This is a genomic window from Comamonas thiooxydans (genome assembly GCF_002157685.2).
In the GTDB taxonomy this organism is placed as follows: Bacteria; Pseudomonadota; Gammaproteobacteria; order Burkholderiales; family Burkholderiaceae_C; genus Comamonas; species Comamonas testosteroni_H.
In genome coordinates this window covers 165,039-190,156 of the sequence record NZ_AP026738.1, presented here as the reverse complement: position 1 = coordinate 190,156, position 25,118 = coordinate 165,039, and the positions used below count along the sequence as shown (strand labels likewise).

The window sequence follows — 25,118 nt, the reverse complement described above, 5'->3', positions numbered from 1 at the left end:
ACCGCCATTGTAGGAAAGCTGGCAGGCTTTGCCGGGCAGCCGGGCATTGCCCTGCCGCCAGCGCCTATTCCGATGGCTGGCCTGCCGGGTAGCGAGCCTTGGCCATGCGGAACGTCAGATTCCAGCGCTCATTGCCAAGCAGCGGGTGCTGGCCCGGCTTGAGCGGGGCGACACCATGAAACACCAGACGCGAAGGCCCGCCCCAGACCAGCACATCGCCATGGGTGAGCGCAAGGCGCCGGGTGGGATTCTGGCGCGTCAGCCCGCCCCAGAGAAAGCTGCAAGCCAGGCCCAGCGAGACCGAGACGATGGGCGCAGCAAAGTCATGCTCGTCCTGGTCGCGGTGCAAGCCCATGCGCGCGCCCGGCTGATAGCGGTTGATCAGGCAGGCATCGGGTGCAAAACCCGGATAGCCGGCCAGCGCCGCAGCCCTGGCGGCCTGCTCGCCCAGAAAAGCCGGAATGGCGGGCCAGGGCTTGCCGGTCTGCGGATCGACGGCGCTGTAGCGATAGCCCTGCAGATCCGAAATCCAGCCCCAGCCGCCGGCGTTGCTGATCGCCACCGACATGAACTTGCCGCCGGGCACCTGCATGGTGCGAAATGCGGCCCGTGTCTGCAAGGCCGTCACTTCGGCCACCCAGCGCTGCTCCTCGGCTGCCGCAAAGCCGCGCAGCAGCACGGCACCGTCATCAATGATTTCGGCGGGCAGGGGTTCGTCAGGAAACAGCGAAAGCGTCATTGCAACGCCATCATAGGCCTGGCCGGTGGCTGTCCCTCCCAGCCGCCAGCCAGCGCCTGATACAGCGCCACGGCGGCACGCAGGCCGCGCACGCGGCTGTCGGCCGCTGCGTCCTGGGCCGCATAGAGGTCGCGCTGCGCGTCCAGCACCTCGTACAGGCCCACGCTGCCCAGGCGGTAGCGGCGCTGCGCGAGATGCTCGGCCCGTGCGCGCTGCTCGGCGGCCTGGGCCAGATGGGCGTCCTCGGTGCGGGTGCGCGCCAGGCCCACCAGGGCGTTCTCGGTGTCCTCCAGCGCCAGCAGCACGCTTTGCTGGTACTGGGCCAGCGCGACCTGGGCGCCGGCCTCGCTGGCAGCGATGCGTGCACGCACGCGGCCCACGTCGAGGAAAGACCAGTCCACGCCCAGGAACACGCTGCGGCTGGCGCTGCCGGCCTCGAACAGCGCGCCCGTGCTGAGAGCGGAGCTTCCCAGCAGACCGCCCAGCGACAGGCGCGGGAACAGCTCGGCCGTGGCCACGCCCACCCGTGCCGTGGCCGCATGCAGACGCGCCTCGGCGGCGGCCACATCGGGGCGACGGCGCAACAGCTCGGCGGGCGTTCCGGGAGCGATGGTCTCTGGCAACTGCGGCAACGCGGTCGGCGCATCCAGCGCCGCGATCAGAGCCTCGGGCACCTGGCCGGTGAGCACGGCCAGCCGGTGCTGGGCCACGGCGATCCGGGCCTGCAGTGCCGGAATACGCGAGCGCGTAGTCTCCAGCTGCGCCTGGGCGCGCGCCAGGTCGAAGTCGGTGCCGCTGCCATGCGCCAGCCGCAGCTGTACCAGGCGCAGCGTGTCCTGCTGATTGGCAGCATTGGCCTCGGCCAGCTGCAGGCGCTGTTGCCAGCCACGCAGGTCGGCGTAGCTGGTCGCGACCTGAGCCGCAATGGCGACCTGCAGCGCAGCCAGATCGGCGGCACTGGCGCGCAGGTCGGCGCTGCCGGCCTCGATGCTGCGGCGCACGCGACCGAACAGGTCCAGCTCCCAGCTCGCGTTGATGCCGGCGCTGTAGCTGCGCTGGCTGCGCGGCCCGCCCATGGCCTGGTTTTCGCTGAGTCTTTGCTGCAGCGCCTGGCCCGACAGGGTGAGCGTGGGGAGTTGATCAAGACGGCTTTCGAGTAGCAGGGCCTGGGCCGCATCCAGCCGCGCCAGTGCACCGCGCAGATCCTGATTGGCCCGCAGGGCCTGCTCGACCAGCTGCGTGAGTTGCACATCCTGGAACTGGCGCCAGAACGCGACATCGGACCCGGTCTCGGGGGATGCCTGCTGCGGGACTGCAAACGGCTCGGCCCGCGCGAACTGCGCGCCGGCCGCGGGCAACTCGGGCGCGCGGAAATCGGGACCGACGGCGCAGCCTGCAAGCAGGGTCGCAAGGCTCGCCATGGCATATGCCAGAGCATGCCGGCGCAAGGGTTTGCAGATCTCAGACATGGCTGCCCTCCAGGGATGCAGGTGAAACAGGTGAAGCAGGATGGGCTGGCGTGCGGGTCGCCAGCGACCGGCCCGACAGGCGGCGCAGCGTGACGTAGAACACCGGCGTGAGGAAGAGGCCGAACAGGGTTACGCCCAGCATGCCCGAGAACACCGTCACGCCCGTGGCCGCGCGTACCTCGCTGCCGGCGCCGCTGCCGATCAGCAAGGGCACGGCGCCCGCGATGAAGGCGATCGAGGTCATGACGATGGGGCGCAGCCGCAGGCGGCAGGCCTGCAGCGCGGCATCGACGATGCCCACGCCGCGCAGCTCCAGCTCGCGTGCGAACTCCACGATCAGGATGGCGTTCTTGCAGGCCAGCCCCATCAGCACCACCAGGCCCACCTGCACGAAGACATTGTTGTCGCCCCCCGCCAGCCAGACACCGAACAGCGCCGCGCAAATGCACACGGGCACGATGAGGATCACGGCCAGCGGCAGCGTCCAGCTTTCGTAGAGCGCGGCCAGCACCAGGAAGACCAGCATCACGGCGATGGCGAAGACCACGGCCGCGGCGTTGCTCTGCTCCACCTGCTGGTAGCTCAGGTCGGTCCAGGCCAGCTCGATGCCGCGCGGCAGCGTGCGCTGCGCGATCTCCTGGAGCTTGGCCAGCACCTCGCCCGAGGACAGCACGCGCGGGTCGGAGTCGCCGATCAGGTCGGCCGCGGGAAAGCCGTTGTAGCGCAGCACCGGGTCGGGGCCGAAGCTGGGCACCACGGTGACCATGGAGCCTATGGGCACCATCTCGCCGCGCGCATTGCGCGTGCGCAGCCGGCCGATATCCTCCACGGCCTGGCGGTGGTCCGCATCGGCCTGGAGCATCACACGCCAGACGCGGCCGAAAGCGTTGAAGTCGTTGACGTAGACCGAGCCCAGATAGGCCTGCAGCGTCTGGAACAGGTCGGTCAGTGCCACGCCCTGGGCCTTGGCCTTGGTGCGGTCCACCTTCACTTCCAGCTGCGGGATGTTGGACTGGTAGCTGCTGACCGGGTAGGTCATGCCCGGTGTTTTGGCGATCTCGGCCTGGAAGGCCTGCAGCGCCTGCTGCAGCGCCGCGTAGCCCAGGCCCGCGCGGTCCTGCAGGAACAGCGAGTAGCCCGAGCCGTTGCCCAGGCCCTGGATGGGCGGCGGCATCAGTGCATAGGCAAAGCCGCCCTCGATATGCGCGAACTTGGCACCCAGCTCGGCATTGATGGCCTCGGCGCTGCGCGTGCGCTCGCCGAAGGGCTTGAGCATGATGTAGGAGCTCGTCAGATTGGGCGTGGTCGTGGACTGCAGCGCATTGAAGCCCGCGAAGGCGGCGACCATGTCCACGCCATCCACGCTTTTGGCCGTCTCCACCATCTGGCGCGTGACCGCGTCGGTGCGGTTCAGCGACGCGCCTTCGGGCAGCTTGGCGCCGGCAAACAGGTAGAGCTTGTCCTGCATGGGGATGAAGCCGCCAGGCACGGCCTGGAACAGCACGGCGGTGCCGGCCAGCAGCGCCGCATAGACCGCAAACACCAGGCCCCGGCGGCGCAGCGAATGCCCCACCGAGTTCTGGTAGCCGTGGGCGCTGCGATCGAAGAAGCGGTTGAAGGGCCGGAAGAGCCAGCCCAGGCCCTTGTCGATGACACGCGCCAGCGCATCGCGCGGTGCGCCGTGCGGCTGCAGCAGCCTGGCCGCCAGTGCCGGCGACAGGGTCAGCGAGTTGATGGCCGAGATCACCGTGGAGATGGCGATGGTCACCGCGAATTGCTGATAGAACTGGCCCGTGACGCCGCTGAGAAAGGCCATGGGCACGAAGACCGCGCACAGCACCAGGGCGATGGCGATGATGGGCCCGGAGACCTCCTTCATGGCCAGATGGGCCGCCTCCTGCGGGCTGTGGCCCTGCTCGATGTAGCGCTCCACGTTCTCGACCACGACGATGGCGTCGTCCACCACGATGCCGATGGCCAGCACCAGGCCGAACAGCGTCAGCGTGTTGATGGAATAGCCCAGCAGGTACAGACCCGCGAAAGTGCCGATGATGGACACGGGCACGGCCAGCAGCGGAATGATGGAGGCGCGCCAGGTCTGCAGAAAGACGATGACCACCAGCACCACCAGGATCACGGCCTCGATCAGCGTGCTCTGCACCGCCTTGATCGAGTCGCGCACAAAGACCGTGGGGTCCCAGACGGATTCGAAGGCCACGCCCTCGGGCAGATCCTTGGAGAGCCGGTCCATGGCCGCGTAGACCTGCTCGGCCACGCCCAGCGCATTCGCGCCTGGCGACAGGAAGATGCCCACGGCCGCCATGTTCTTGGTGTCGCTCCACGAGCGCAGCGTGTAGTCGCTGGCGCCCAGCTCGATGCGCGCCACGTCGGCCAGACGCACGACCTGGCCGCCTTCGCCGCTCTTGAGCACGATGTCACCGAACTCCTCGGCCGTCTTCAGCCGCCCGCGCACATTGATGGACAGCAGCTTGTCGGACTTCTGCGCACTGGGCTCGGCGCCCAGCTGGCCGGCAGAGACCTGGATGTTCTGCTCGCGGATGGCGGCGATCACCTCACCGGCCGTGAGCTGGCGTGCCGCCACCTTGCTCGGGTCCAGCCAGACGCGCATCGCATAGTCGCCCGCGCCGTAGATTCCGACGTCGCCCACCCCGGGAATGCGCGCCAGCACATCCTTGATCTTGAGCGTGACATGGTTGCGCAGGTACAGCGCATCATGCTGGCCATCCTTGGAGACCAGGCCCACATACATCAGCGGCGTGGACGCCTGCTTCTGCGTGGTCACGCCGAACTGCCGCACCTCCTCGGGCAGGCGGCTCTGGGCCTGGCTGACGCGGTTCTGCACGCGCACGGCGGCGGTGTCGGGGTCGATTTCGGGGCGGAAGGTGGCAACCACCTGCAGGCTGCCGTCCGAAGCCGCGACCGACTTCATGTACATCAGGCCTTCAACCCCGTTGATGGCTTCCTCCAGCGGCACGGCCACCGACTCTGCGACCTCCTTGGGATTGGCCCCCGGATAGGTGGCGCGCACCACCACGCTGGGCGGCACGACCTCGGGATATTCGCCCACCGGCAGCTGCGGAATGGCCACCAGGCCGACGGCGAACATGATGATGGAGAGCACGACCGCGAAGATGGGCCGGTCTATGAAGAATTTGGAGAAGTCCATGGCACTCCCTCCTTACTGCGCAGCGGCGGGCGCGGGCTGTGCGGCCGCTGCCGCTACCGGCCTGGGATTGACGGGCATGCCGGGGTAGTAAATGCGCTGCACGCCGCCCACCACCAGCCGGTCACCTGCGGTCAGACCTTTTTCCACCAGGCGCCGGCCATCGACCATGCGACCCAGCGTGAGGTCGCGACGCTCGGCCAGATTGCCTTCACCCACCACATAGACGTACTTGCGGTCCTGGTCGGTGAGCACGGCCTTGTCGTCGATCAGCAGCGCCTGGGACTCGGCTCCCTGTCGGTCCGGGCCGCTTTGCATCTGCACGCGTGCGAACAGGCCTGGCGTCAGCATCCGGTCGGGGTTGGCCAGGCGCGCGCGCAAACGCATGGTGCCCGTGCCCGGCTGGAGCTGGTTGTCGCTGAAATCCAGCGTGCCCGCATGGGGAAAACCGCTGTCGCCGACCAGGGCCACGCGCACGGCGCGCCCCTGGCCGGTCAGGCCGGCCTTCTGGTAGCGCAGGAAGCTGTGTTCGTCGGCATCGAAATACGCATACACCGGGTCCTGCGAGACCAGGGTGGTCAGCACGCTCTGGTCGGCCTGGGCCATATTGCCCACGGTGAGCAGAGCCCGGCTGGCACGGCCCGTGATGGGCGCACGCACCTCGGTGAAGTCGAGCTGCAGCCGGGCGGTGGCCAGCTCGGCCTCGGCCGCGCGCACCTGGGCCGCGGCCTGGGCCAGCGTTGCGGCCCGCGTGTCGGCCTCCTCGCGCGAGACCGCATTCTCGGCCACCAGCTGGCGCGCACGCTGGTCCTGCGTCTGCGCCAGCCCGGCTGCGGCACGCGCGCGTTCAAGCTGGGCCTGGGCGCTGGCCAGGGCCGCGCGATAGGGCCGCTGGTCAATCACGAACAGCAGCTGGCCTTTCTTCACCTCCTGACCCTCGACGAAGGCGATGCGCTCGATATAGCCCGACACGCGCGAGCGCAGCTGCACCGATTCCACGGCCTCGATGCGGCCGTTGAACTCGTCCCAGGGGCGTATGCCCTGCAAGGCGACCTCGGCCACCTGCACCTCAGGCGCTGGCGGCGGGCCGTTGCTGGCATGGGCGTCGCCCGCGCCGGGGCGGCCGCAGCCGGAAAGCAGGGCCAGCGCCGCAACGACGCTGGCAAACATGGTAAGCCGCAGCTGCGGTGGTTGGAAGACAAACATGAGACTCTCTCCTTCAGGAAACGGCCGTGCACGGCGTGCTGCGGCGCTTTGCGGGCACACCCGTCCCTGCGCGGCGCATGGCGCGCAAGAGACGTCGTGGGAAACAGGTTGGAAGCGGGGCCTGCCGGCCTTCAGACCGCGGACCCGGACACAGGCGACGGCCCGGGCCACGCAGGCTGCAGCGGTGCTCTGCGCTGCGCCAGAAAGCGCCGCGGCGAGCTACCCACCGCCTTGCGGAACATGGTCACGAAGGCTGGCGCACTTTCGTAGCCGAGGGCATCTGCCACTGTCTGTATGCGCTGCCCTTCCGAGAGCTGCTGCAGCGCGGTAAGCACATGAAGCTGACGGCGCCACTGGTTGACGGTAAGACCTGTCTCAGCTAGAAACAGTCGGGTCATGCTGCGCTCGCTCATGCCTATGCGCTGCGCCCAATCGGCCAGCCTAGCCTGCAGCTGCGGCTCGGCGCACAGGGCGCTGGCCATGCGGCGCAGACGCCGGTCGCGCGGCATCGGCAGGTGCAGCCCCTCGGGCTGTGCCGCCTGTATTTCGTCGATCAGCACCTGCATCAACCGGCCGTCGCCGTCATCAAGACGGTAGCGCTGCGGCAAGGCCTGTACGCGCTCCAGTAGCGCACTCAGAAATGGCGATACCGCCAGTGCATGACAGGGGCCGGTCATGGGATGCGCCGCCCCCGCTGCCACGAATACGATGTAGCCGCTGGCCGCGCCGCTGCAGCTGACGCGATGCGGCGTTCCGCCTTCGATCCAGGCAGCGCTGCGCGGTGGCACCACGCAGACGCCAGCGTCGGTCTCCAGCGTGATCAACCCCACATTCGTGACCATGAGCTGGCTCTTGCGATGGGCATGGAAATCCATGCCCCAGTCCCCCGGGCCCGACTGCATGGGCAGCACGATCACCGGACGGTCCACCTGATCGGGGTCCCACATTCCAGGCCGCTCCTGCAGCAAGGCTTCATCCACGGCATTCATCGCTTTTCCCTCATTCCATTTCAATCGCTCTCAAGAAGCTCCAGCGCTCGCTCGCGCGCCTCTTGTGTGGAGGCCACCAGCAGCATCGGATAACCCCAGGCCTTGCCGAACATCTGCGCCAAGGCCTGGGCCTGCTCTCGCTTTTGCTCATCGGGCTCGGCATGAACCAGGGCACGAACCAGGCTTTTGAGCTCGCTGCGGCGGCCTTTCATCCAGAGCACCACCTGCTTGCGCTCCTCGGGCGAGCGCTCCTCCTGGGACATGTCGCCGTCGCTGTAGAAGACAAAGACCTGGCCGCGGTCGAGCAGCGCCGAAAAATCCGCCAGCAAGCGGTCCATAGGCTGGGCCTTGTCACGCTCGTAGCCCATGCGGACCAAGGGATAGCTGCTGCTGTCGATGTACATGGGAACCTCCTGTGCATATTCATCAATAAAAATGAGACTCATTACTTTATGAGTGAGCAGCAGCGGCGTCATTGCAGCTTTCAGCCAAAGAATTTCGCAGTCCGGCCAACTGGCCTTCGTGGACTGCCTCAGCGGGCTTGCCCAGCTCCCACGCTATCGATCACAATGGCTCACATTCTTCAAGTTCAAGTTAACTTGAAGTCAAGCACCAAGGAAAGACACCATGAAAATTGAGGATGATCCGCTGATGAGCATCAGCGACTTTGCGCAGCGCAGCGGTGTCAACGCATCGGCACTGCGCTTCTACGAGTCGCTGGGTCTGATCGAATCGGTGCGCAGCAGCGGCGGAAGGCGACGCTACCACCGCTCGGGCCTGCGGCGCATCGCCTACATCGTGTTTGCGCAGCGCGTGGGTTTCACGCTGGAGGAGATCGCCGCACAGCTGGCGCAGCTGCCGACGCGGCATGTACCCACGGGCGGCGACTGGCAGAAGATGTCGCGCATCTGGCAGCAGCGGCTGGACGAGCGCATCGACGAGCTGCAGCGCCTGCGCGACAGCCTCAACCAGTGCATAGGCTGCGGCTGCCTGTCGCTCAAGGTGTGCAGCATGTACAACCCCGAGGACCAGTGCCAGCGCTGCGGCCCGGGACCGCGTCGCTGGATGGGCGATGCGCTACCGGCGGGGGCCGAAGGCCACTAGCGCAGCGGCGGCGAGGCCTGACTCAGCTGCGGGCGAAAGCCAGCACGGCCTGCAGCAGGCGCTGCATGGTGGGCTGGATGCGGGCCGCCACTTCGGGCAGGTAGTCGAACGGCATCTGCTCCTGCATATAGCTGGACTGTGTCATCTCCAGCTGCACGGCATGGAAGCCCAGCTCCGGCTGACCATAGTTGCGCGTGATGAAGCCGCCCTTGAACCTGCCGTTGAGCACACTGGTGTGGCCCGGTGCCTGCTGTGCAATATCCAGCAGCTGCTGGGCCAGCGCCGGCGCGCAGCTCTTGCCGTCGGCGGTGCCCAGGTTCAGGTCGGGTAGCTTGCCCTCGAAAAAGCGCGGCAGCACCGAGCGGATGCTGTGCGCATCCCACAGCATGGCCACGCCATGCTGGCTCTTGATGCGATCGAGCTCGGCACGCAACTGCGCGTGATAGGGCTGCCAGTAGAGTTCGCGGCGGCGCGCGACTTCCGCCTCGTCGGGCTCGAACGCCTTGCTCGCATACAGGGGCTTGCTGTCGAAGCCGTCAACCGGGCACAGCCCGGTCACGCTCTGGCCCGGATAGAGGCTGGCACCATCGGGCGGACGGTTCAGATCGATGACATAGCGCGAATGCGTGGCGACCAGAATGGATGCGCCCAGTGCCTTGGCGAAGTCGTAGAGCTGCGGCATATGCCAGTCGGTGTCGTGGACTTCGCGCCCTTCGGGCGTGAGCCTGGCCGCAATATCGGCCGGTACATGGGTGCCGGTATGCGGCATGGAAATCAGCAGCGGTGCCGTACCCTGGTGAAAGACAAAGGGGGCGATGGCTTGGCTCATGGAGCGTCTCTCTTCTGTCAAAAATCTGAATGCAGCCGCCCTCAGGCGCCTTGCAGCAATGCCTTGCGGGCCAGGACAAAACCCTGTTGCGCGACCTCGTGCAGCGCATGGCGGCCTGTCTGCACACGCTGCTGGCCGCGAACCCAGACATCGGCAATGGCCGAAGTGCGATGGCTTGCAAACACATGGGCTGCATGGCCGCTGCCGGCAGGCAGGCCGTTGAGGGCCACATGCCGGGCATCGAGCACCACGAAGTCGGCCTGCTGGCCCACAGCCAGACCGGCAATGGCACGGCCCGAAGCCTGGGCACCGCCGGCCACCGCCTGCAAGGTCATGGAAGTCGCCACCTGGGGCTGGGCACCGCCGCCGAGCACATTGCGCTGGCGCAGGTTCAGACGCTGGCTGTATTCGAGCATCAACAGCTCTTCGGCGGCATTCACCGAAGCATGGCTGTCCGAGCCAACACCCCAGCGACCGCCATGCCTGAGCCACAGCGGCATGTCGAAAATGCCGTCGCCGAGATTGGCTTCGGTGGTGGGACAGATGCCGGCCACGGCAGCGCTGCGAGCCGCGCCCGCATATTCCTCGGGCGTCATATGCGTGGCATGAACCAGGCACCAGCGCGCATCGACGGGCGCATGCTCGAGCAGCCATTGCACGGGGCGCTGACCACTCCAGGCCAGGCAGTCGTCCACCTCCTGGGTCTGTTCGGCGATATGGATGTGCACCGGCGCCTTGGGCAGCATGGCGTGCAGGCCTGCGAGCGCGGCTTTCAGGCTGTCCGGAGGCACGGCGCGCAGCGAGTGCGGAGCCAGGCCCAGAGCTGCCTGCTGCGCCCTGGTCACGGGCTCCAGTTGCTGCAGCAGGGAGAGCATGTTGTCCGTGCTGCGAATGAAGCGGGCCTGATCCTCGCGAGGCGGCAGCCCCCCGAAGCCGCTGGTCTGATAGAGCACGGGCAGCAAGGTCATGCCGATGCCCGTCTTCTGCGCCGCACGCAGCAGCGCCAGGGACAGGCTGGCATCGTTGGCATAGGGCTTGCCACCCACATCATGGTGCACATAGTGAAACTCGCACACCGAGGTGTAGCCCGCCTCCAGCATTTCCAGGTACAGCCAGGTCGCAATCGCCTCCAGCGCCTCGGGCGTCATGCGATTGGCAAAGCCGTACATCAGCTTGCGCCAGCTCCAGAAGCTGTCCTGCGCCTGACCACGGAACTCGGTCAGCCCGCCGAACGCACGCTGGAAGGCATGCGAGTGCAGATTGGGCATGCCTGGGATCACCGGGCCAGCGGCGCGGATGGCAGTATCGACCTCGCCGGCCTCGCCGCTCTGCGGATCCACATCGGTGAGCACCTCGGCCAGACGCCCGCTCTCATCCCAGCTCAGCAGGACATTGCGCGCCCATCCCGTGGGCAGTAAGGCGTCTTCGGCAAATAGTGTGCCGCTGGAGGAGGAAGAGTGCATGATCATTTCGAAATGCCTGAAGGAGATGAAACCAAACGCTGGCCACGGGCCGCAAGCGCCAGCGCAGCCACGGCCAGCAAGGCCAGCGCGGCGCTGACCTGGATGGCTTGGGTGTAGCCGCCAGTCTGGTCGAACACCCAGCCGGACGCGCTGGCGCCAACGACTGCCGCCAGCCCCACGCTGATGTAAAGAATGCCCAAAATGGCCCCCAGCCGCAAGGTGCCGAACCACTGGGCTGCCAGGACAGGAAACAGGGCAATGCAGCCGCCGTGCGCCGCGCCGAACAGCAGGGAAAAAGCGGCCAGCACAGCCCAGCCCTGGGCCTGCCACCACAGCAGGTGCAACAGGGCCAGGAAAATGCTCAGCCCCATGAGCAGACGCAGAGCTCCCAGTCTGTCGCCGAGACCGCCCAGCAGCGGACGGCCCAGCACATTGCCAGCGCCTATCAGCGCAATCAGCCACTGGCTTGAAACGGCATCGATATCCAGGCCCTGGGCCATGGGAGCGATATGCACCAGGGCCGCAAACAGGCTCACCGAGGCCAGGAAAATGGCCAGGAAAAACCAGCCGAAGCTGCCGCTGCGCACGGCCTGGGACAGCTCCATGCCCTGTGCCTGGGCTGCGGCCTGGGCAGGGTGAGGATCGCCGTCGCAGCTCAGGCCCAGCTGCGAGGGCTGCCCGACCATGGACAGCGCTGCCGGCAGTCCCAGCAGCAGGATGGCCAGCGCAAACCACTGCATGGCGACCTGCCAGCTCTGCTGCTCCAGCAGCCAGCCCGCAAACAGCGGCGCGACGAAGGTGCCGACTCCGGTGCCGGCCGAGGCCAGGCCGGAGGCACGGCTGCGCAGCCGTATGAACCAGCGCTGCACGGCGACCAGGGCCGGTACGTAGATCAGGCCCACACCACCGCCCACGAACAGGCCGAAAACCACGAACAGCTGCGCCAGCGAGCGAGTCTGACTGGCCAGCGCAAAGCCTGTGGCCAGCAGCAGGACCCCCGCACCGGTCACGCGACGCAGGCCTATGCGGTCGGCCAGGGGACCGGCAATGGCCCCAACGCAGTAATACAGCAAAGCCGTCACGGCAAACAGCGAGCCCACCGAGAAACGACCCGCATCGAACTGCGTCTGGATGCTCTTGAAAAAAGCGCCAAAGGAATAAGCTGCACCAAAAGCCAGGGCGAGCAGGCCATGGGCCGCCGCCACAATCGTCCAGCCCCGGAACAGCTTCATGGCTCAGACCTCGAGCGCGGCCAGCAAGGCCTGCACAAAACGCGCGTTGTCGCCTTCGGTGCCTATGGACACGCGCAGGAAATGCTCGAAGCCGGGCTCCTTCCAGGGCTTGACGATCACGCCCTGCCTGAGTAGCGCTTCGGTCACCGGGCCATTGGGACGTCCGAGGTCGAGAAACAGGAAGTTGGCTACCGAGGGCGCAATGCGCAGGCCTTGCAGCGGCCGGCCCGGCCCTGCCAGCGCCAGCAGCTGTCGGCGCAGATCTTCGCGCAGCGCCACCGTGGTCGCCACACCGCTGCGCATGTGCGCGGGATCGTTCCAGGCGGCCAGCGCCGCGCGCTGGGCCGCCATGTTCACATTGAAGGGCGAGCGCACCTTGTCCATCAGGCCCACCAGCTCGGCGCTGTCGGCCATGCCGTAGCCCACGCGCAGACCGGCCAGGCCCCAGGCCTTGGAGAAGGTGCGCAGCACGATCCAGGGTCCGACCCGCGCCTCCAGCATGGCCAGCACATCGGGGTAGTCATCGTCGTGCAGCGCGTATTCGTAATAGGCCTCATCCACCACCAGCACGGTGTTGGCGGGCGTGGCCTCCAGCACCTGCGCAAACTGCGCCGCATCTATCATGCAGCCCACGGGGTTGGACGGGTTGGGCAGGAAGGCGATCTTGGGGGCCTTGGCCACGGCAGCGCACCAGGCGCCCAGATCGAAGCCCAGCGCCTCGTTCAGTTCGAGGAGCTCGACCTCCGCGCCCATCATCTTCGGATAGATTTCGTGCAGGCCGAACACGGGACGCTGGGTCACCACCAGATCGCCGGGAGCGAGAAATACCTCGCAGAGAATCTTGATCAGGTCTTCCGAACCGTCGCCGAACACCAGACGCCCGGCGGGCAGCCCCGTGCGCCCGGCAATGGCTTCGCGCAAGGCCGTGCAGTTGGCATCGGGATAGTTACCCACATCGTCGGCCACCTCGGCAATCGCGCGGCGCACCGAGGCACTGGCACCGAAGGGATTTTCATTGCTGGCCAGTCGCGCAATATCGGTCACGCCATAGCGTGCCCGCACCGCTTCATTGGACAGGCCGGCGTTGTATGCGGGCAGCGGGCGAACCTGGGCACGGGCCAGCGAGGCCACCAGAGAATTCGTCATAGATCGAACACCTTTCCGGGATTCATCAGGCCCAGTGGATCGAGGGCCAGCTTGATGGCCCGCATCGCCGCCAGCTCCGCGGGGGTGCGGCTGTTGCTCAGATAAGGCTTCTTGTGCAGGCCGATGCCGTGCTCCGCGGAGACGCTGCCCTGCATCTCGCCCACGATGCGGTAGAGAAGCTCCTCCACCTGCTCGCATTCGCCGTTGACGGTCTTGCCATCCACCGAGACATGGAGATTGCCGTCGCCCACATGGCCGAAGTACAGAGCCTGGTGCGCGGGCCAGCGAGCGGCAAAGGCCTGCATGCAGGCTTCGGCAAAGCGGCCGATGTCGGCCTGGGGCAGGCTTACGTCGAAATTGATCGCGGGATGCATATTGTTGTTGAGCTCGGCCGGTGCCTCGCGCAGCTTCCACAGCTGCTGCACCTGGGCGACCGACTGGGCCACGATGGCATCGAGCACCTCACCGGCTTCCATGGCTTGCTCGAGCACCTGCTGCACATCGCCTTGCAACTGCGCCTCGTCCTTGCCGTCCACATTGATCAGGGCCAGCAAGGGGTAGCGCTGTTCAAAAGGCGCAGCGAGCTTGAGCCAGGCCATGGAGGCCTGCACAAAGCTGTCCCACATCAGCTCATAGGCCGCGACGCTGTTGCCGAAGTGCGATTGCATGCGCTTGAGCACGGCCAGCGCCGAGTCGAAATCGGGCATGGCCACCAGCGTCGTAGCCGTGGCCTGCGGCGCAGGACGCAGGCGCAGCAGCACGCGCGTGATGATGCCCAGCGTGCCTTCGGCACCGATGAAGAACTGCTTGAGGTCGTAACCCGTGTTGTTCTTGATCATGGGACGCAGCATGGGCAGCACCGTGCCGTCGGCCAGCACCACCTCTAGGCCCAGCACCTGCTCGCGCATCATGCCGTGCTGCAGCACGCCGTTGCCGCCCGCGTTGGTGGAGACATTGCCGCCGATCTGGCAGCTGCCACGAGCGCCGAGATCCACGCCGAACACCATGCCGACATCGACGGCAGCCTCCTGCACGGCTTGCAGGGTGACGCCGGCCTGCACCTGCATCAGTCCGGTCTGGGCATCGATGTCCTCGATGCGGTTCATGCGGTCCAGCGACAGCGCGACGGCGCCCTCCGTAGGGACCGCTGCACCGGCCAGCCCGGTCAGCCCACCCTGCGGAACCACCGCAATCCTGTGGGCGCTGCACAGACGCATGACGGTGCTGACTTCCTCCGTGGTGCGTGGGCGCACCAGCGCCAGCGGCTGCCGGGGCGGCGTGCCGCTCCAGTCGGTGCGGCTACGCTGCGGCGTGTCCGTGCCGCGCAGCGCCACATCGGCGCCCAGGGTGGAAATCAGTTCATTGAGAAATTGTTCGTGAGACATCAGCAACCTTTCGCGCACCCCGCTTTCAGGCTTTGGCTTGCTGCGCAATCCGGCCCTGGCGCACCACCGTACAGTCAGGCTTGCTGCCGAACCAGTAGGCCAGCTCTGCAGCCCGCTGCACGGGCCAGAGCACGAAATTGGCGGGACGGCCCACGGCAATCAGGCCTTGCTCGTCCTGCAGGCCCAGAGCCTGCGCGGCGTGCCGGGTGATGCCGGCCAGAGCCTCGGGAACCGTCAGACGGAACAGCGTGCAAGCCATATTGGCCATGAGCAGCAAGCTCAAGCACGGGGAGGTACCCGGATTGTGATCGGTAGAAACGGCCATCGGGACCTTGGCAGCTCTTAAACCTTCGATGGGCGGCACTTTGGTGTCGCGCAGCGTATAGAAGGCCCCGGGCAGCAGCACGGCCACGGTACCGGCCTTCTTCATCTCGGTGATGCCGTGTTCGGACAGGTGCTCGATGTGGTCGCAGGACAGCGCGCCATAGCGGGCCGCGAGGGCTGCTCCCTCCATATTCGACAGCTGCTCGGCATGCAGCTTGACGGGCAGGCCCAATGCCTTGGCCGCCTCGAAGACCTGCTCGGTCTCGGCCAGCGAGAAGGCGATGCGTTCACAGAACACATCGACGGCATCGATCAGGCCTTCGGCGGCCAGCGCCGGCAGCATGACCTGGCAGACCAGATCGGTGTATTCCTGGCTGCGGCCCGCATACTCGGGCGGCAGCGCATGAGCCCCTAAAAAGGTGGTGCGCACGGTCACGGCACACAGCTCGCCCAGACGCCGTGCGGCACGCAGCTGCTTGCGCTCGTGCTCCAGGGCCAGTCCGTAGCCCGACTTGATCTCTATGGCCGTCACGCCTTCGGCCAGCAGCTGTTCAAGACGCGGCAGCGCCAGCGCCACCAGTTCGTCCTCCGACGCTTCGCGCGTGGCCCTGACGCTGGAGACGATGCCGCCGCCGGCCCGGGCCACTTCCTCGTAGCTCGCCCCGGCCAGGCGCATGGCGAACTCGTTGGCGCGCTCGCCGCCATAGACCAGATGGGTGTGGCAGTCGATCAGGCCCGGCGTGGCCAGGCGCCCTGCTCCATCGTGCCTGGGCAGCGCCTGGTATTGGGCAGGCATGGCGTCCTGCGGGCCCACCCAGACCATTCGGCCTTGCTGCACCACGATGCAGGCCAGCGTGCCCTCGGGAATATCTGCCACCTCGGAGACATACAGCTCCGGCGCCAGACGCAGGTTGTGCCAGCAGCCATCGGCGGAGACTGCGGGATGGGGATTAGCTTGCGCCATGGCGATGCTCCTCGTGTTCGATGACGACAATCCAGGCCATGAAACTCCTGATTTCATAGCTACCAGCGCTTGCCCCTTTTAACTTTACAGATCAATTCTCATTGAAATGTCCGGTACAAAGGTGCAAGCCGCTCCTGTTTCAGGCGTGCGCTGTCAGGCTGACCAGGATCAGCCTGGCATCCTCGCTCTGCGCCACCAGCGGCTCGGGCCGGGCGCTGCTCCACCACAGGCCCTGTCCGGTCTCCAGCAGCCGGCCGTCGGCAGCTCTCCAGCGGCCCTGCAGCACCATGCAAAGTCCTGCGGCGCTCAGCCCTGCCTCGACCTGGCCGGCGAGCAGCTCCAGCCGTGCGGACCATTGTCCGCGCCGGGTCATGACATTGAAGTCGCTGGACGGCCCGCCCTGCAGATCGCAATCCAGCGCCATATCGCCCGAAAAGGCGAACGGCTGCCAGCGTTCGGTCAACGCGTGTTCGACCTGGCCCTGGGCGCTATGCAGCCGCACCCCGTCGCCATCGAGCAGCATGATCTGGCGGTCTACGCCCGGAAATGCCGAAAACGGGCCGGCCTGGGCAATCGTGGCCACGCTCACGCGCCAGCCAAAGCTGTCCATGCCCGCGCCCTGCGGCCAGCAGGCAATCTCGCGCGTGCTGCCGCCCCCGTTCTTCCACGGGCTGGGCGCAATCTGGTTCAGGTCAAAGCGTTGCATCGAAGACTGTTGTGAGTGAGGCAGAAGCTCAAAAAACAAGCACGCCCCAGGTGCGGGACGCCCAGCAAGGGCCGTCCCGCAGCAAAGGGCGTCGTCCCCCTGGGGGGGAAGCGGCGCAGCCGCTCAGGGGGGACGACGTTACTTAATCATCGGCAAGTTGAGACCATGGCGCTTGGACGCTTCCACGGCAATCTCGTAGCCGGCATCGGCATGGCGCATCACGCCGGTGGCGGGATCGTTCCAGAGCACGCGGTTCAGGCGGGCCGCAGCCTCGTCCGTACCGTCGGCCACGATCACAACGCCGGCATGTTGCGAGTAACCCATGCCCACGCCGCCGCCGTGGTGCAGGCTGACCCAGGTCGCGCCGCCCGCAGTGTTGAGCAGGGCGTTGAGCAACGGCCAGTCGGAGACGGCGTCGGTGCCGTCCTTCATGGCTTCGGTCTCGCGGTTGGGGCTGGCCACCGAGCCGCAGTCCAGGTGGTCGCGGCCGATCACGATGGGTGCCTTGAGTTCGCCGTTCTTGACCATTTCATTGAAGGCCAGAGCCGCCTTGTGGCGCTCGCCCAGACCCAGCCAGCAGATGCGCGACGGCAGGCCCTGGAAGGCGATGCGCTCCTTGGCCATGTCCAGCCAGCGGTGGGTGTGCTTGTTCTCGGGGAACAGCTCCTTGATCTTGGCGTCGGTCTTGTAGATGTCCTCGGGGTCGCCGGACAGCGCCACCCAGCGGAACGGGCCCTTGCCTTCGCAGAACAGCGGGCGGATGTAGGCGGGCACAAAGCCGGGGAAGTCGAAGGCGTTCTTCACGCCTTCGTCCAGGGCCACCTGGCGGATGTTGTTGCCATAGTCCACCGTGGGAATGCCCATGGCCTGGAAGTCCAGCATGGCCTGCACATGCTGGGCGCAGCCCTTGGCGGCGGCCTTCTTGAGCGTGGGGTGCTGGCCGGGGTCGGCCGCAGCGGCGTTCCATTGCTCCACGGTCCAGCCCACCGGCAGGTAGCCGTTGATCAGGTCGTGGGCGGAGGTCTGGTCGGTCACGATATCGGGACGGATGCCGCCGGCCTTGGCGCGCTTGACCAGCTCTGGCAGGACTTCGGCCGCATTGCCCAGCAGGGCGATGGAGACGGCCTCGCCCTTTTCGGTGTGGTGCTTGATCAGGGCCAGCGCATCGTCGATGTCCTTGGCCTGCTTGTCCACATAGCGGGTGCGCAGGCGGAAGTCGATGCTGGACTGCTTGCATTCGATGGCCAGCACGCAGGCGCCGGCCAGCACGCCGGCCAGCGGCTGCGCGCCACCCATGCCGCCCAGGCCGGCGGTGAGAATCCACTTGCCGGTCAGGTCGTTGTTGTAGTGCTGGCGACCGGCCTCGACAAAGGTCTCGAAAGTGCCCTGCACGATGCCCTGGGCACCGATGTAGATCCAGCTGCCGGCCGTCATCTGGCCGTACATGAACAGGCCCTTCTGATCGAGCTCGTTGAACTTCTCCCAGTTGGCCCACTTGGGCACCAGGTTGGAATTGGCCAGCAGCACGCGCGGCGCATCGGGGTGGGTCTTGAACACGCCCACGGGCTTGCCCGACTGGATCAGCAGCGATTCGTCGGCCTCGAGCTTCTTGAGCTGCGCCAGGATTTCGTCATAGCACTCCCAGTTGCGGGCCGCGCGACCGATGCCGCCGTAGACGACGAGCGCCTTGGGGTTCTCGGCCACATCCGGGTCCAGGTTGTTCTGGATCATGCGATAGGCCGCTTCGGCGAGCCAGTTCTTGCAGTGCAGCTCGCTGCCGCGGGGAGCGCGGATTTCTCGGCTGGCGTCGTAGCGAGGGTCTTGCTTGGCCGCGCTGATGATGGCGTCGTTGGCGTTCATGGTCGTATCCTTCAAAAATAGGTGGGAGGATTCAGCCGGCTTGCACGGCGTAAGTGGCACCAGAAAAGTTCCTGTCTGCGCCTGTGGTCGCGGCAGGAGCCGGGCTGGGGTAAATCATCTGGCCGGGCACATTCATGCTTCTCCTGGCCAGCGGGTAGTAGACGAGCGAGGTGACGATCAGGCTCACGATCCACGAGATGTCGGCGCCGTTCATGGCCTTGGCCAGCGGGCCCACATACATGGCCTGGTTGATGAAGGGAATCTGCACCACAACGCCCATCACATAGCAGCACAGGGCCGTCCAGTTGTAGGCGCCATAGCGGCCCTGGCTGTCGTAGAGCGCCGGGATGTCCACTTTTTCCTTGGAGACCAGGTAGTAGTCCACCAGATTGACGGCGCTCCAGGGAACGAAGACGGTGAGCAGCAACAGCACGAAATTCTTGAAAGTGGCCAGGAAATTGGAGCTGGCCAGCAGGGCCACCAGCACCGTCACCAGCACAAAGCCCAGGATGTAGAGCAGACGCGATGTCGCGGTGAACTGCGTTTTCCGGTTGAAGGCGCTGACCGTTGTCAGCACGGTCATGAAGCCGCCATAGGCATTGAGGCAGTTCACGGTGAGCTTGCCGGTGACGATGACCAGGTAGATCACCACCGCCAGCGGGCCGGCCAGCTGGCCCATGAAGCCGACCTGGTTCTTGATGAAGTTGGCGCCCAGGGCGGCCACCAGCACGCCGAAGCTCATGGCCAGCTGCGAGCTGATGACGCTGCCGCCGAACGTGGTCCAGAAGGTGGCTGCGGTCGAGGTCCTGGTGGGCAGATAGCGCGAATAATCAGCCACATAGGGGGCAAACGTCATCTGCCAGCCTGCCGACAGGGCCATGGCGGTCAGAAAGCTGGCCCAGGTGAAAGGCTTCTGGCCGAACGCCGAGGCCACATCGAACTGGTGGCACAGCTGCCAGGCCAGATAGCCAAAGCCCAGAATGCCGACCACGGTGGAAATGCGCCCCACCACATGGATGAGCCTGTAGCCCACCACCGCGACCAGGGCCGTGAGCGCGCCGAAGATGATGATGCCGGCCGCAGGGCTGTGAAAGCCGAACATCAGATTGATGGCCTGGCCCGAGAGCACGGTGCCCGTGGCGGCGAAGCCCACATACATCAGGATCACCAGTACCAGCGGCAGGGCTGCGCCCTTGACGCCGAACTGCACGCGGCTGGAGATCATCTGGGGCAGCCCCAGGCGCGGCCCCTGGGCCGAATGCAGCGCCATGACGATGCCGCCGAGAATGTTGCCGATCAAAAGACCGAGGATGGCGGTCATGGCTTCGGCACCGAACACCACGGCCAGGGCGCCGTCCACCACCGCCGTGATCTGCATGTTGGCACCGAACCAGAGGGTGAACTGGCTGGAGGGCGTGCCGTGGCGCTCGCTCTCCGGAACCATGTCGATGGTTCTGCTCTCGATGGCGCCAGAGGAACCCAGCGTTGCTGTATCAATACTCATGAAATTGCTCCGTCAATCCCTCTGGATGTCTCTTATATGTCCGAACAACTTTCATTAATTCTCGATAAGTTGTCTAGACGAATTTTGTGATTTACTCCTGACAACGTCAATCATCTAGACAGCTTTTCTAATCCAAACAAACCCTATGTCGCGAACCGATACCACCGCCGCCGTACCTGCGTTCCAGCGCATCAAAGACCATGTGCTGCAGCAGATCCACAGTGGCGTATGGCAGGAAGGCCAGGCCATTCCCAGCGAGGCCGCGCTGGTCAAGCAGTTCAATGTGGCGCGCATGACCGTCAACCGTGCCTTGCGCGAGCTCAGCGACGAAAAGACACTGACGCGTGTCCAGGGCTCGGGCACGTTCGTGGCCCAGCAGAAGTACCAGGCCACCCTGGTCGAGCTGCGCAATATTGCCGACGAAATTGCGGCTCGCGGCCACCGCCATCGGGGGGAGCTGCAGCGGCTCGAGCGCTGCAAGGTCGACACCGCCCTGCTGCGCCAGTTCGAGCTGGGCACCGCCACCCATCTGTTTCACTCCGTGGTCGTGCACTTCGAAAACGATGTCCCCATCCAGGTCGAAGACCGCTATGTGAACCCGGCCGTGGCTCCCGACTATCTGAGCCAGGACTTTGCAAGCCAGACGCCCAATGCCTATCTGGTGCGCGTGGCTCCGCTGCAGGGCGTGAGTTTCTCCATCGAAGCGAGCATGCCCACGGCCGAGGTCGCGGATCTGCTGCGCATGGAAGCCTCCGAGCCCTGCCTGGTGCTGCGCCGCAGAACCCGCTCCCAGGGCCAGGTGGCCTCGGTTTCGGCCCTCTGGCACCCGGCTTCGCGCTACCAGTTCGCGGGCAGCTTCTGACCTGCCGCCCCGGCAAGCGCTGCCGGAATGCCGCCCCGCCGCAGCGAGAACCGCTACTGCCCGATGCTTGCGGCGTGACGACATGGCGCTGGCTCAGGCCGCGCCGCTCGGCAGAATGCTCTGCAACACCTCGGGCCAGGCGGTTTCCAGCGCCCACAGACGCATGATTTCGATATCGGGCGCCAGGTAGCGGTCCTTGTCCAGATAGGGCACCTGACTGCGGATCAGCATGTACTGCTCCTCGATCAGCGGCGAGCTCTTGAGTCGGCGGTCGAAGTCCATCCCCTGGACTGCGGCCATGGCCTCCACGCCCACGATCACTGCCGTGTTCCTGGCCATGTCGGCCAGGCGACGCGCGCCATAGGTGGCCATGGAGACATGGTCTTCCTGGTTGGCCGATGTCGGCAGGCTGGTCACGCTGCTCGGGTGCGCCAGGCACTGGTTTTCGGCCGCCAGGGCGGCCGCCGTGACCTGGGCAATCATGAAGCCCGAGTTGACGCCGCTGTCCTCGATCAGAAAGGCCGGCAGACGCGACAGCCCGGTATCCAGCAGCAAGGCCATTCGACGCTCCGAGATGGCGCCGATTTCAGCGATCGCCAGCGCCAGGATGTCGGCGGCGAAAGCCACGGGTTCGGCATGGAAGTTGCCGCCCGAAATCACGTCGCCGTTGTCGAACACCAGCGGATTGTCCGAGGCTGCATTGGCTTCTATGACCAGCACGCGCGCAGCATGGCTGAGGTTGTCCAGGCAGGCACCCATGACCTGCGGCACGCAGCGGATGGAATAGGGATCCTGCACGCGTCCGCAATTGGGGTGCGAGGGATCGATGGCGCTGCCGTCCAGCAGGGCACGCACGGCGGCGGCCACGGCAATCTGGCCCTGCTGGCCTCTGGCCTCGTGAATGCGCGCATCGAAGGGCTTGATGGAGCCCTGTATGGCTTCCAGCGTCAGGCAACCGGCGACCAGGCCTGCGGCCAGCACGCTTTCGGCCTGGAACAGACCCGCCAGCGCCAGCGAGGTGGAGACCTGGGTTCCATTGAGCAGTGCCAGCCCTTCCTTGGGGCCCAGCACAAAGGGCTCCAGGCCGATATGTTTCATGGCTTCACGGCCGGAGACGAGCTTGCCGCCCACCTTGGCCTGCCCCTCGCCGATCAGCACGCAGGCCAGGTGCGACAGCGGCGCCAGATCGCCCGAAGCGCCCACCGAACCTTTGGAGGGAATCACGGGCAGGACATCGGCGTTGGCCAGCGCCAGCAACGCGTCCACCAGCGCCGTGCGGGCTCCCGAATGCCCGCGGGCCAGACTCACGGCCTTGGTGGCCAGAACCAGACGCACCACATGGTCCGGCAACGGCTCGCCCGTGCCGACGCTGTGCGAAAGCACCAGATTGCGCTGCAGCTCGGCCAGACGCTCATGCGCGATCTTGGTCGAAGCCAGTTTGCCGAAACCGGTGTTGATGCCATAGACCACCTGGTCTTCATCGACGATGTGCTGCACATGCGCCTCGGCCTTGCGCATGGCGCCATAGGCGGCCTGCGCCATGCTGAGCTGCACGCCGCCGTCCTGAATGCGGCGCAGCTGAGCCAGCGTGAGCTCGCCGGGATGCAGTTCCAGTTCGGAGTTCGAGAGCTCTTGGGTGGTGGTAGTGTTCATGGCTATACCTGTCTATACAGTCAAGAGAAACAAAAACGTACTGAGGGATTCAAGGGCCAGGCCGGTATCAGCCGCCGTGCACTGAATCGGTTCGGAAACGGCTACCGAGTCGGTAGCGCATGCCTGGATGCACGCAATGCACCCAGGTGATCGGGACGCCGCGCAGCCAGGTACGGCGCGTGAGCATCAGGCAAGGCTGGTCGGTAGCCATCTGCAGCAGCCGGGCCTGCTCGGCCGTCGGCAAGATCGCATCGACCACATGTTCGATCTGGTCGTACTGCACATTGCGCACCAGATAGACCGAGGGTTGCACGGCAGAGAAATCCTGGTCCATGAAGTCGGGGACCAGGCGGGGGTTCACATAGCGGTCTTCGATCTGGACCGGCAGTTCGTTTTCGAAGTGCACGCCGTGCAGATGAAAGACCGAGGCGCCGACCGCCAGGTCCAGCGCCGCAGCGACTTCGGGCGAGGCGGACTCGCGGCGCATATCGAGCAGCTCGAAGCGATGGTCATGCCCGCGCTGGGTGATCTCTTCACCGATATTGGCGATGCGCAGCAGGGTCGATTGCGGCTTTTCCTCGGCCACGAAGGAGCCGACACCCGCCACACGCACGATCACGCCCTGCTCGGCCAGCTCGCGCAGGGCACGGTTCACCGTCATGCGCGCCACGCCGAACTCGTTGACCAGCTCCTGCTCTGAAGGTACGCGCGCACCTGCGGCCAGCGAACCGTCGCTGATCTTGCGCAGCACATGGTCCTTGACCTGCTGGTACAGCGCGAGCGGCATCTGGGCTGCAGGAGCTGTCTTGCGCGGCGCAGGGTCTCGGACATTCATGATGCAGGCCTCAGTGAGCTGCCGCAGCCAGTGACTCGGCGCGAATCTCTTCCGTCAACCGGGCCTTGAGCTCCATGAACTCTGGCGAGGTCTTGACGGTGTAATGCCGCGGGTGCGGTAGATGGACCGGGATGTCTGCCTTGATGCGGCCCGGACGCGCGCTGAACACGGCCACGCGATTGGCCATGAAGATGGCTTCGTCGATATCGTGGGTCACGAACATCACCGTCTTGCGCTCGGCCTCCCAGATGCCCAGCAGCAATTCCTGCATCAGAACCCGGGTCTGGTTGTCCAGCGCCCCGAAGGGCTCGTCCATGAGCAGGATCTTGGGGTCGTTGGCCAGCGCACGCGCGATCGCCGTGCGTTGCTGCATGCCGCCCGACAGCTGCTTGGGGTAGTGATTCTCGAACCCGCGCAGACCCACCTTGGCAATGAAGTAGTCGCTGCGCTCCTTCTGGATGGCTTCGCTCACGCCTTTCTCGCGCAGTCCGAAGCGGATGTTCTGCGCCACGGTCAGCCAGGGGAACAAGGTGTAGCTTTGAAACACCATGCCACGGTCAGCGCCGGGCTCCTGCACCAGCTTCCCATCCAGCAGCACCTGCCCCGTCGTCGGAAAATCCAGACCCGCAACAATGCGCAGCATCGTCGATTTGCCGCAGCCGGAGGGCCCGAGAATGGTCACGAAATCGTTCTCCCGGACCTCGAAATCCACCGGCAGCAGCGCCTGGGTGCTGACACCTTTGTGGCTGGTGAAGGTGCGCGAAACGCCTTGAATGGACAACTGATTCATCACAGGGAACTCCATTCGAACATGCGACGGTTGACGGTTTTGAAGATGAAATCCGACACCAGACCGATGAGCCCGATGATGATGATGCCGAAGATGATCTGTCCGGTATTGAGCAGCGCCTGGCTGTCGGTGATCATGTGTCCGATGCCCGAGGACGAGCCGATCAGCTCGGCAACGATCACATAGGTCCAGGCCCAGCCCAGAACCAGGCGCAGGGTTTCCGCGATTCCCGGAGCGGCACCGGGAATCAGCACCCGCTTGACGATGCCGGTATTGCTGGCGCCCAGGGTGTAGGCGGCCTCCACCAGATCCTTGCGCGCACCGCCCACGGTCACGGCCACCATGAGGGTGATCTGGAACACCGAGCCGATGAAGATGACCAGCAGTTTCTGGGCTTCGCCCACGCCGGCCCAGAGAATCAGCAGCGGAATGAAGGCCGATGCGGGCAGGTAGCGGCAGAACGAGACAAAGGGCTCGAAGAACGCCTCCACAGGCTTCCAGGCTCCCATGGCAATGCCCAGCGGAACGGCCACGACGCTGGCCAGTATGAATCCCCCCATGACACGCCATACGGTCATGCCGATGTCATGGTGAAAGTCGAACTCCGTGAACAGCAGAATGCCTTCGCGCAGCATCGTCAGAGGGCTGGCAAGAAAGGTCGGCGACACCAGGCCGCCAAAGGTCACGGCGGACCAGACCAGCACAAACAGCGCGAAGAAGCCCGTGCCGAGCAGCCACTTGGCCTTGGGGCTGACAGGCTCCAGAGGGGCCATATAGCGCCGGCGAGCCGGACGTCCGGAAGGCGATGCCACCTGAACCGATGCGGGCGATGCTGACTTGATAGAAGGTGATACCGCTTCCATGTGCAACCTCT

21 protein-coding genes are annotated in these 25,118 nt (G+C 65.8%); 2 read left to right on the top strand and 19 right to left on the bottom strand.

The window, feature by feature from the left end; genetic code table 11:
• Positions 1-64 precede the first annotated feature (64 nt).
• The 6 genes from alkB to CTR2_RS00800 form a co-directional block, all read right to left on the bottom strand.
• Positions 65-739 (bottom strand): DNA oxidative demethylase AlkB, encoded by a 675-nt coding sequence (gene alkB / locus CTR2_RS00825; protein ID WP_087085468.1) that lies wholly within the window; start codon positions 737-739, stop codon positions 65-67.
• On the bottom strand, positions 736-2,208 hold the full coding sequence (locus CTR2_RS00820; RefSeq protein ID WP_087085469.1) for an efflux transporter outer membrane subunit: 1,473 nt from the start codon (positions 2,206-2,208) through the stop codon (positions 736-738). Before CTR2_RS00820 ends, alkB begins: the two co-directional genes overlap by 4 nt.
• Positions 2,201-5,395 (bottom strand): efflux RND transporter permease subunit, encoded by a 3,195-nt coding sequence (locus tag CTR2_RS00815; protein ID WP_087085470.1) that lies wholly within the window; start codon positions 5,393-5,395, stop codon positions 2,201-2,203. Before CTR2_RS00815 ends, CTR2_RS00820 begins: the two co-directional genes overlap by 8 nt.
• 12 nt (positions 5,396-5,407) lie before the next feature.
• Complete coding sequence (locus tag CTR2_RS00810; RefSeq protein ID WP_087085471.1) at positions 5,408-6,598, bottom strand: efflux RND transporter periplasmic adaptor subunit; 1,191 nt, start codon at positions 6,596-6,598, stop codon at positions 5,408-5,410.
• Between the two features lie 131 nt (positions 6,599-6,729).
• Positions 6,730-7,587: an AraC family transcriptional regulator gene (locus CTR2_RS00805; protein ID WP_087085472.1), complete on the bottom strand. Its 858-nt coding sequence runs from the start codon at positions 7,585-7,587 to the stop codon at positions 6,730-6,732.
• A 20-nt stretch (positions 7,588-7,607) separates the two neighbouring features.
• Complete coding sequence (locus tag CTR2_RS00800; RefSeq protein ID WP_254913478.1) at positions 7,608-8,033, bottom strand: hypothetical protein; 426 nt, start codon at positions 8,031-8,033, stop codon at positions 7,608-7,610.
• A gap of 181 nt (positions 8,034-8,214) precedes the next feature.
• Here CTR2_RS00800 and soxR point away from each other — a divergent pair, with 181 nt between their 5' ends.
• On the top strand, positions 8,215-8,691 hold the full coding sequence (gene soxR, locus CTR2_RS00795; protein ID WP_087085473.1) for a redox-sensitive transcriptional activator SoxR: 477 nt from the start codon (positions 8,215-8,217) through the stop codon (positions 8,689-8,691).
• Between the two features lie 22 nt (positions 8,692-8,713).
• Here soxR and hutG read toward each other — a convergent pair whose 3' ends face one another.
• From hutG to CTR2_RS00750, 9 genes are all read right to left on the bottom strand, one after another.
• Positions 8,714-9,520 (bottom strand): N-formylglutamate deformylase, encoded by an 807-nt coding sequence (hutG, locus tag CTR2_RS00790; RefSeq protein WP_087085474.1) that lies wholly within the window; start codon positions 9,518-9,520, stop codon positions 8,714-8,716.
• A gap of 41 nt (positions 9,521-9,561) precedes the next feature.
• Complete coding sequence (locus CTR2_RS00785; protein WP_087085475.1) at positions 9,562-10,989, bottom strand: formimidoylglutamate deiminase; 1,428 nt, start codon at positions 10,987-10,989, stop codon at positions 9,562-9,564.
• Positions 10,986-12,215 (bottom strand): MFS transporter, encoded by a 1,230-nt coding sequence (locus CTR2_RS00780; RefSeq protein ID WP_087085476.1) that lies wholly within the window; start codon positions 12,213-12,215, stop codon positions 10,986-10,988. The genes CTR2_RS00785 and CTR2_RS00780 overlap by 4 nt, the downstream gene beginning before the upstream one ends.
• Before the next feature lie 3 nt (positions 12,216-12,218).
• Positions 12,219-13,361, bottom strand: coding sequence for a histidinol-phosphate transaminase (locus tag CTR2_RS00775; RefSeq protein WP_087085477.1), 1,143 nt, complete (start codon positions 13,359-13,361; stop codon positions 12,219-12,221).
• Complete coding sequence (locus CTR2_RS00770; RefSeq protein ID WP_087085478.1) at positions 13,358-14,746, bottom strand: FAD-binding oxidoreductase; 1,389 nt, start codon at positions 14,744-14,746, stop codon at positions 13,358-13,360. The genes CTR2_RS00775 and CTR2_RS00770 overlap by 4 nt, the downstream gene beginning before the upstream one ends.
• A 25-nt stretch (positions 14,747-14,771) precedes the next feature.
• Positions 14,772-16,034: an imidazolonepropionase gene (hutI, locus tag CTR2_RS00765; protein ID WP_087085479.1), complete on the bottom strand. Its 1,263-nt coding sequence runs from the start codon at positions 16,032-16,034 to the stop codon at positions 14,772-14,774.
• 139 nt (positions 16,035-16,173) lie between these two features.
• A complete protein-coding gene (locus CTR2_RS00760) occupies positions 16,174-16,740 on the bottom strand; it encodes a HutD/Ves family protein (RefSeq protein ID WP_087085480.1) in 567 nt (188 codons plus the stop codon).
• A 138-nt stretch (positions 16,741-16,878) separates the two neighbouring features.
• Positions 16,879-18,600 (bottom strand): urocanate hydratase, encoded by a 1,722-nt coding sequence (hutU, locus tag CTR2_RS00755; RefSeq protein WP_087085481.1) that lies wholly within the window; start codon positions 18,598-18,600, stop codon positions 16,879-16,881.
• Between the two features lie 31 nt (positions 18,601-18,631).
• The gene (locus CTR2_RS00750; RefSeq protein WP_087085482.1) at positions 18,632-20,104 is read right to left on the bottom strand and encodes a purine-cytosine permease family protein; all 1,473 of its coding nucleotides are present in this window, start codon (positions 20,102-20,104) and stop codon (positions 18,632-18,634) included.
• 145 nt (positions 20,105-20,249) lie between these two features.
• Between CTR2_RS00750 and hutC (CTR2_RS00745) the strand changes: the two genes are divergently transcribed.
• Positions 20,250-20,966 (top strand): histidine utilization repressor, encoded by a 717-nt coding sequence (hutC, locus tag CTR2_RS00745; RefSeq protein WP_087085483.1) that lies wholly within the window; start codon positions 20,250-20,252, stop codon positions 20,964-20,966.
• A 93-nt stretch (positions 20,967-21,059) separates the two neighbouring features.
• On the opposite strand, the gene hutH is transcribed toward hutC (CTR2_RS00745), so the two are convergent.
• The 4 genes from hutH to CTR2_RS00725 all read right to left on the bottom strand — a co-directional run bounded on the left by hutH (position 21,060) and on the right by CTR2_RS00725 (position 25,107).
• A complete protein-coding gene (gene hutH, locus CTR2_RS00740) occupies positions 21,060-22,619 on the bottom strand; it encodes a histidine ammonia-lyase (RefSeq protein ID WP_087085484.1) in 1,560 nt (519 codons plus the stop codon).
• 67 nt (positions 22,620-22,686) lie between these two features.
• Positions 22,687-23,454 carry a histidine utilization repressor gene (hutC, locus tag CTR2_RS00735; protein WP_087085485.1) on the bottom strand — a complete coding sequence of 256 codons (768 nt, stop codon included), beginning with the start codon at positions 23,452-23,454 and terminating at the stop codon, positions 22,687-22,689.
• A gap of 10 nt (positions 23,455-23,464) precedes the next feature.
• Complete coding sequence (locus tag CTR2_RS00730) at positions 23,465-24,244, bottom strand: ABC transporter ATP-binding protein (protein ID WP_034351586.1); 780 nt, start codon at positions 24,242-24,244, stop codon at positions 23,465-23,467.
• A complete protein-coding gene (locus CTR2_RS00725; protein ID WP_202980781.1) occupies positions 24,244-25,107 on the bottom strand; it encodes an ABC transporter permease in 864 nt (287 codons plus the stop codon). The genes CTR2_RS00730 and CTR2_RS00725 overlap by 1 nt, the downstream gene beginning before the upstream one ends.
• Positions 25,108-25,118 lie beyond the last annotated feature (11 nt).

Bases quoted from the DNA above. Each gene is read 5' to 3' on its own strand.
- CTR2_RS00820 (WP_087085469.1), bottom strand. From the start codon at position 2,208: ATGTCTGAGATCTGCAAACCCTTGCGCCGGCATGCTCTGGCATATGCC.
- CTR2_RS00730 (WP_034351586.1), bottom strand. From the start codon at position 24,244: ATGAATCAGTTGTCCATTCAAGGCGTTTCGCGCACCTTCACCAGCCAC.
- CTR2_RS00775 (WP_087085477.1), bottom strand. From the start codon at position 13,361: ATGACGAATTCTCTGGTGGCCTCGCTGGCCCGTGCCCAGGTTCGCCCG.
- CTR2_RS00780 (WP_087085476.1), bottom strand. From the start codon at position 12,215: ATGAAGCTGTTCCGGGGCTGGACGATTGTGGCGGCGGCCCATGGCCTG.
- CTR2_RS00725 (WP_202980781.1), bottom strand. From the start codon at position 25,107: ATGGAAGCGGTATCACCTTCTATCAAGTCAGCATCGCCCGCATCGGTT.
- hutC (WP_087085485.1), bottom strand. From the start codon at position 23,454: ATGAATGTCCGAGACCCTGCGCCGCGCAAGACAGCTCCTGCAGCCCAG.
- hutU (WP_087085481.1), bottom strand. From the start codon at position 18,600: ATGAACGCCAACGACGCCATCATCAGCGCGGCCAAGCAAGACCCTCGC.
- CTR2_RS00810 (WP_087085471.1), bottom strand. From the start codon at position 6,598: ATGTTTGTCTTCCAACCACCGCAGCTGCGGCTTACCATGTTTGCCAGC.
- hutC (WP_087085483.1), top strand. From the start codon at position 20,250: ATGTCGCGAACCGATACCACCGCCGCCGTACCTGCGTTCCAGCGCATC.
- hutH (WP_087085484.1), bottom strand. From the start codon at position 22,619: ATGAACACTACCACCACCCAAGAGCTCTCGAACTCCGAACTGGAACTG.
- CTR2_RS00770 (WP_087085478.1), bottom strand. From the start codon at position 14,746: ATGTCTCACGAACAATTTCTCAATGAACTGATTTCCACCCTGGGCGCC.
- hutI (WP_087085479.1), bottom strand. From the start codon at position 16,034: ATGGCGCAAGCTAATCCCCATCCCGCAGTCTCCGCCGATGGCTGCTGG.
- hutG (WP_087085474.1), bottom strand. From the start codon at position 9,520: ATGAGCCAAGCCATCGCCCCCTTTGTCTTTCACCAGGGTACGGCACCG.
- CTR2_RS00785 (WP_087085475.1), bottom strand. From the start codon at position 10,989: ATGATCATGCACTCTTCCTCCTCCAGCGGCACACTATTTGCCGAAGAC.
- CTR2_RS00760 (WP_087085480.1), bottom strand. From the start codon at position 16,740: ATGCAACGCTTTGACCTGAACCAGATTGCGCCCAGCCCGTGGAAGAAC.
- CTR2_RS00815 (WP_087085470.1), bottom strand. From the start codon at position 5,395: ATGGACTTCTCCAAATTCTTCATAGACCGGCCCATCTTCGCGGTCGTG.
- CTR2_RS00750 (WP_087085482.1), bottom strand. From the start codon at position 20,104: ATGAGTATTGATACAGCAACGCTGGGTTCCTCTGGCGCCATCGAGAGC.
- CTR2_RS00805 (WP_087085472.1), bottom strand. From the start codon at position 7,587: ATGAATGCCGTGGATGAAGCCTTGCTGCAGGAGCGGCCTGGAATGTGG.
- CTR2_RS00800 (WP_254913478.1), bottom strand. From the start codon at position 8,033: ATGAGTCTCATTTTTATTGATGAATATGCACAGGAGGTTCCCATGTAC.
- alkB (WP_087085468.1), bottom strand. From the start codon at position 739: ATGACGCTTTCGCTGTTTCCTGACGAACCCCTGCCCGCCGAAATCATT.
- soxR (WP_087085473.1), top strand. From the start codon at position 8,215: ATGAAAATTGAGGATGATCCGCTGATGAGCATCAGCGACTTTGCGCAG.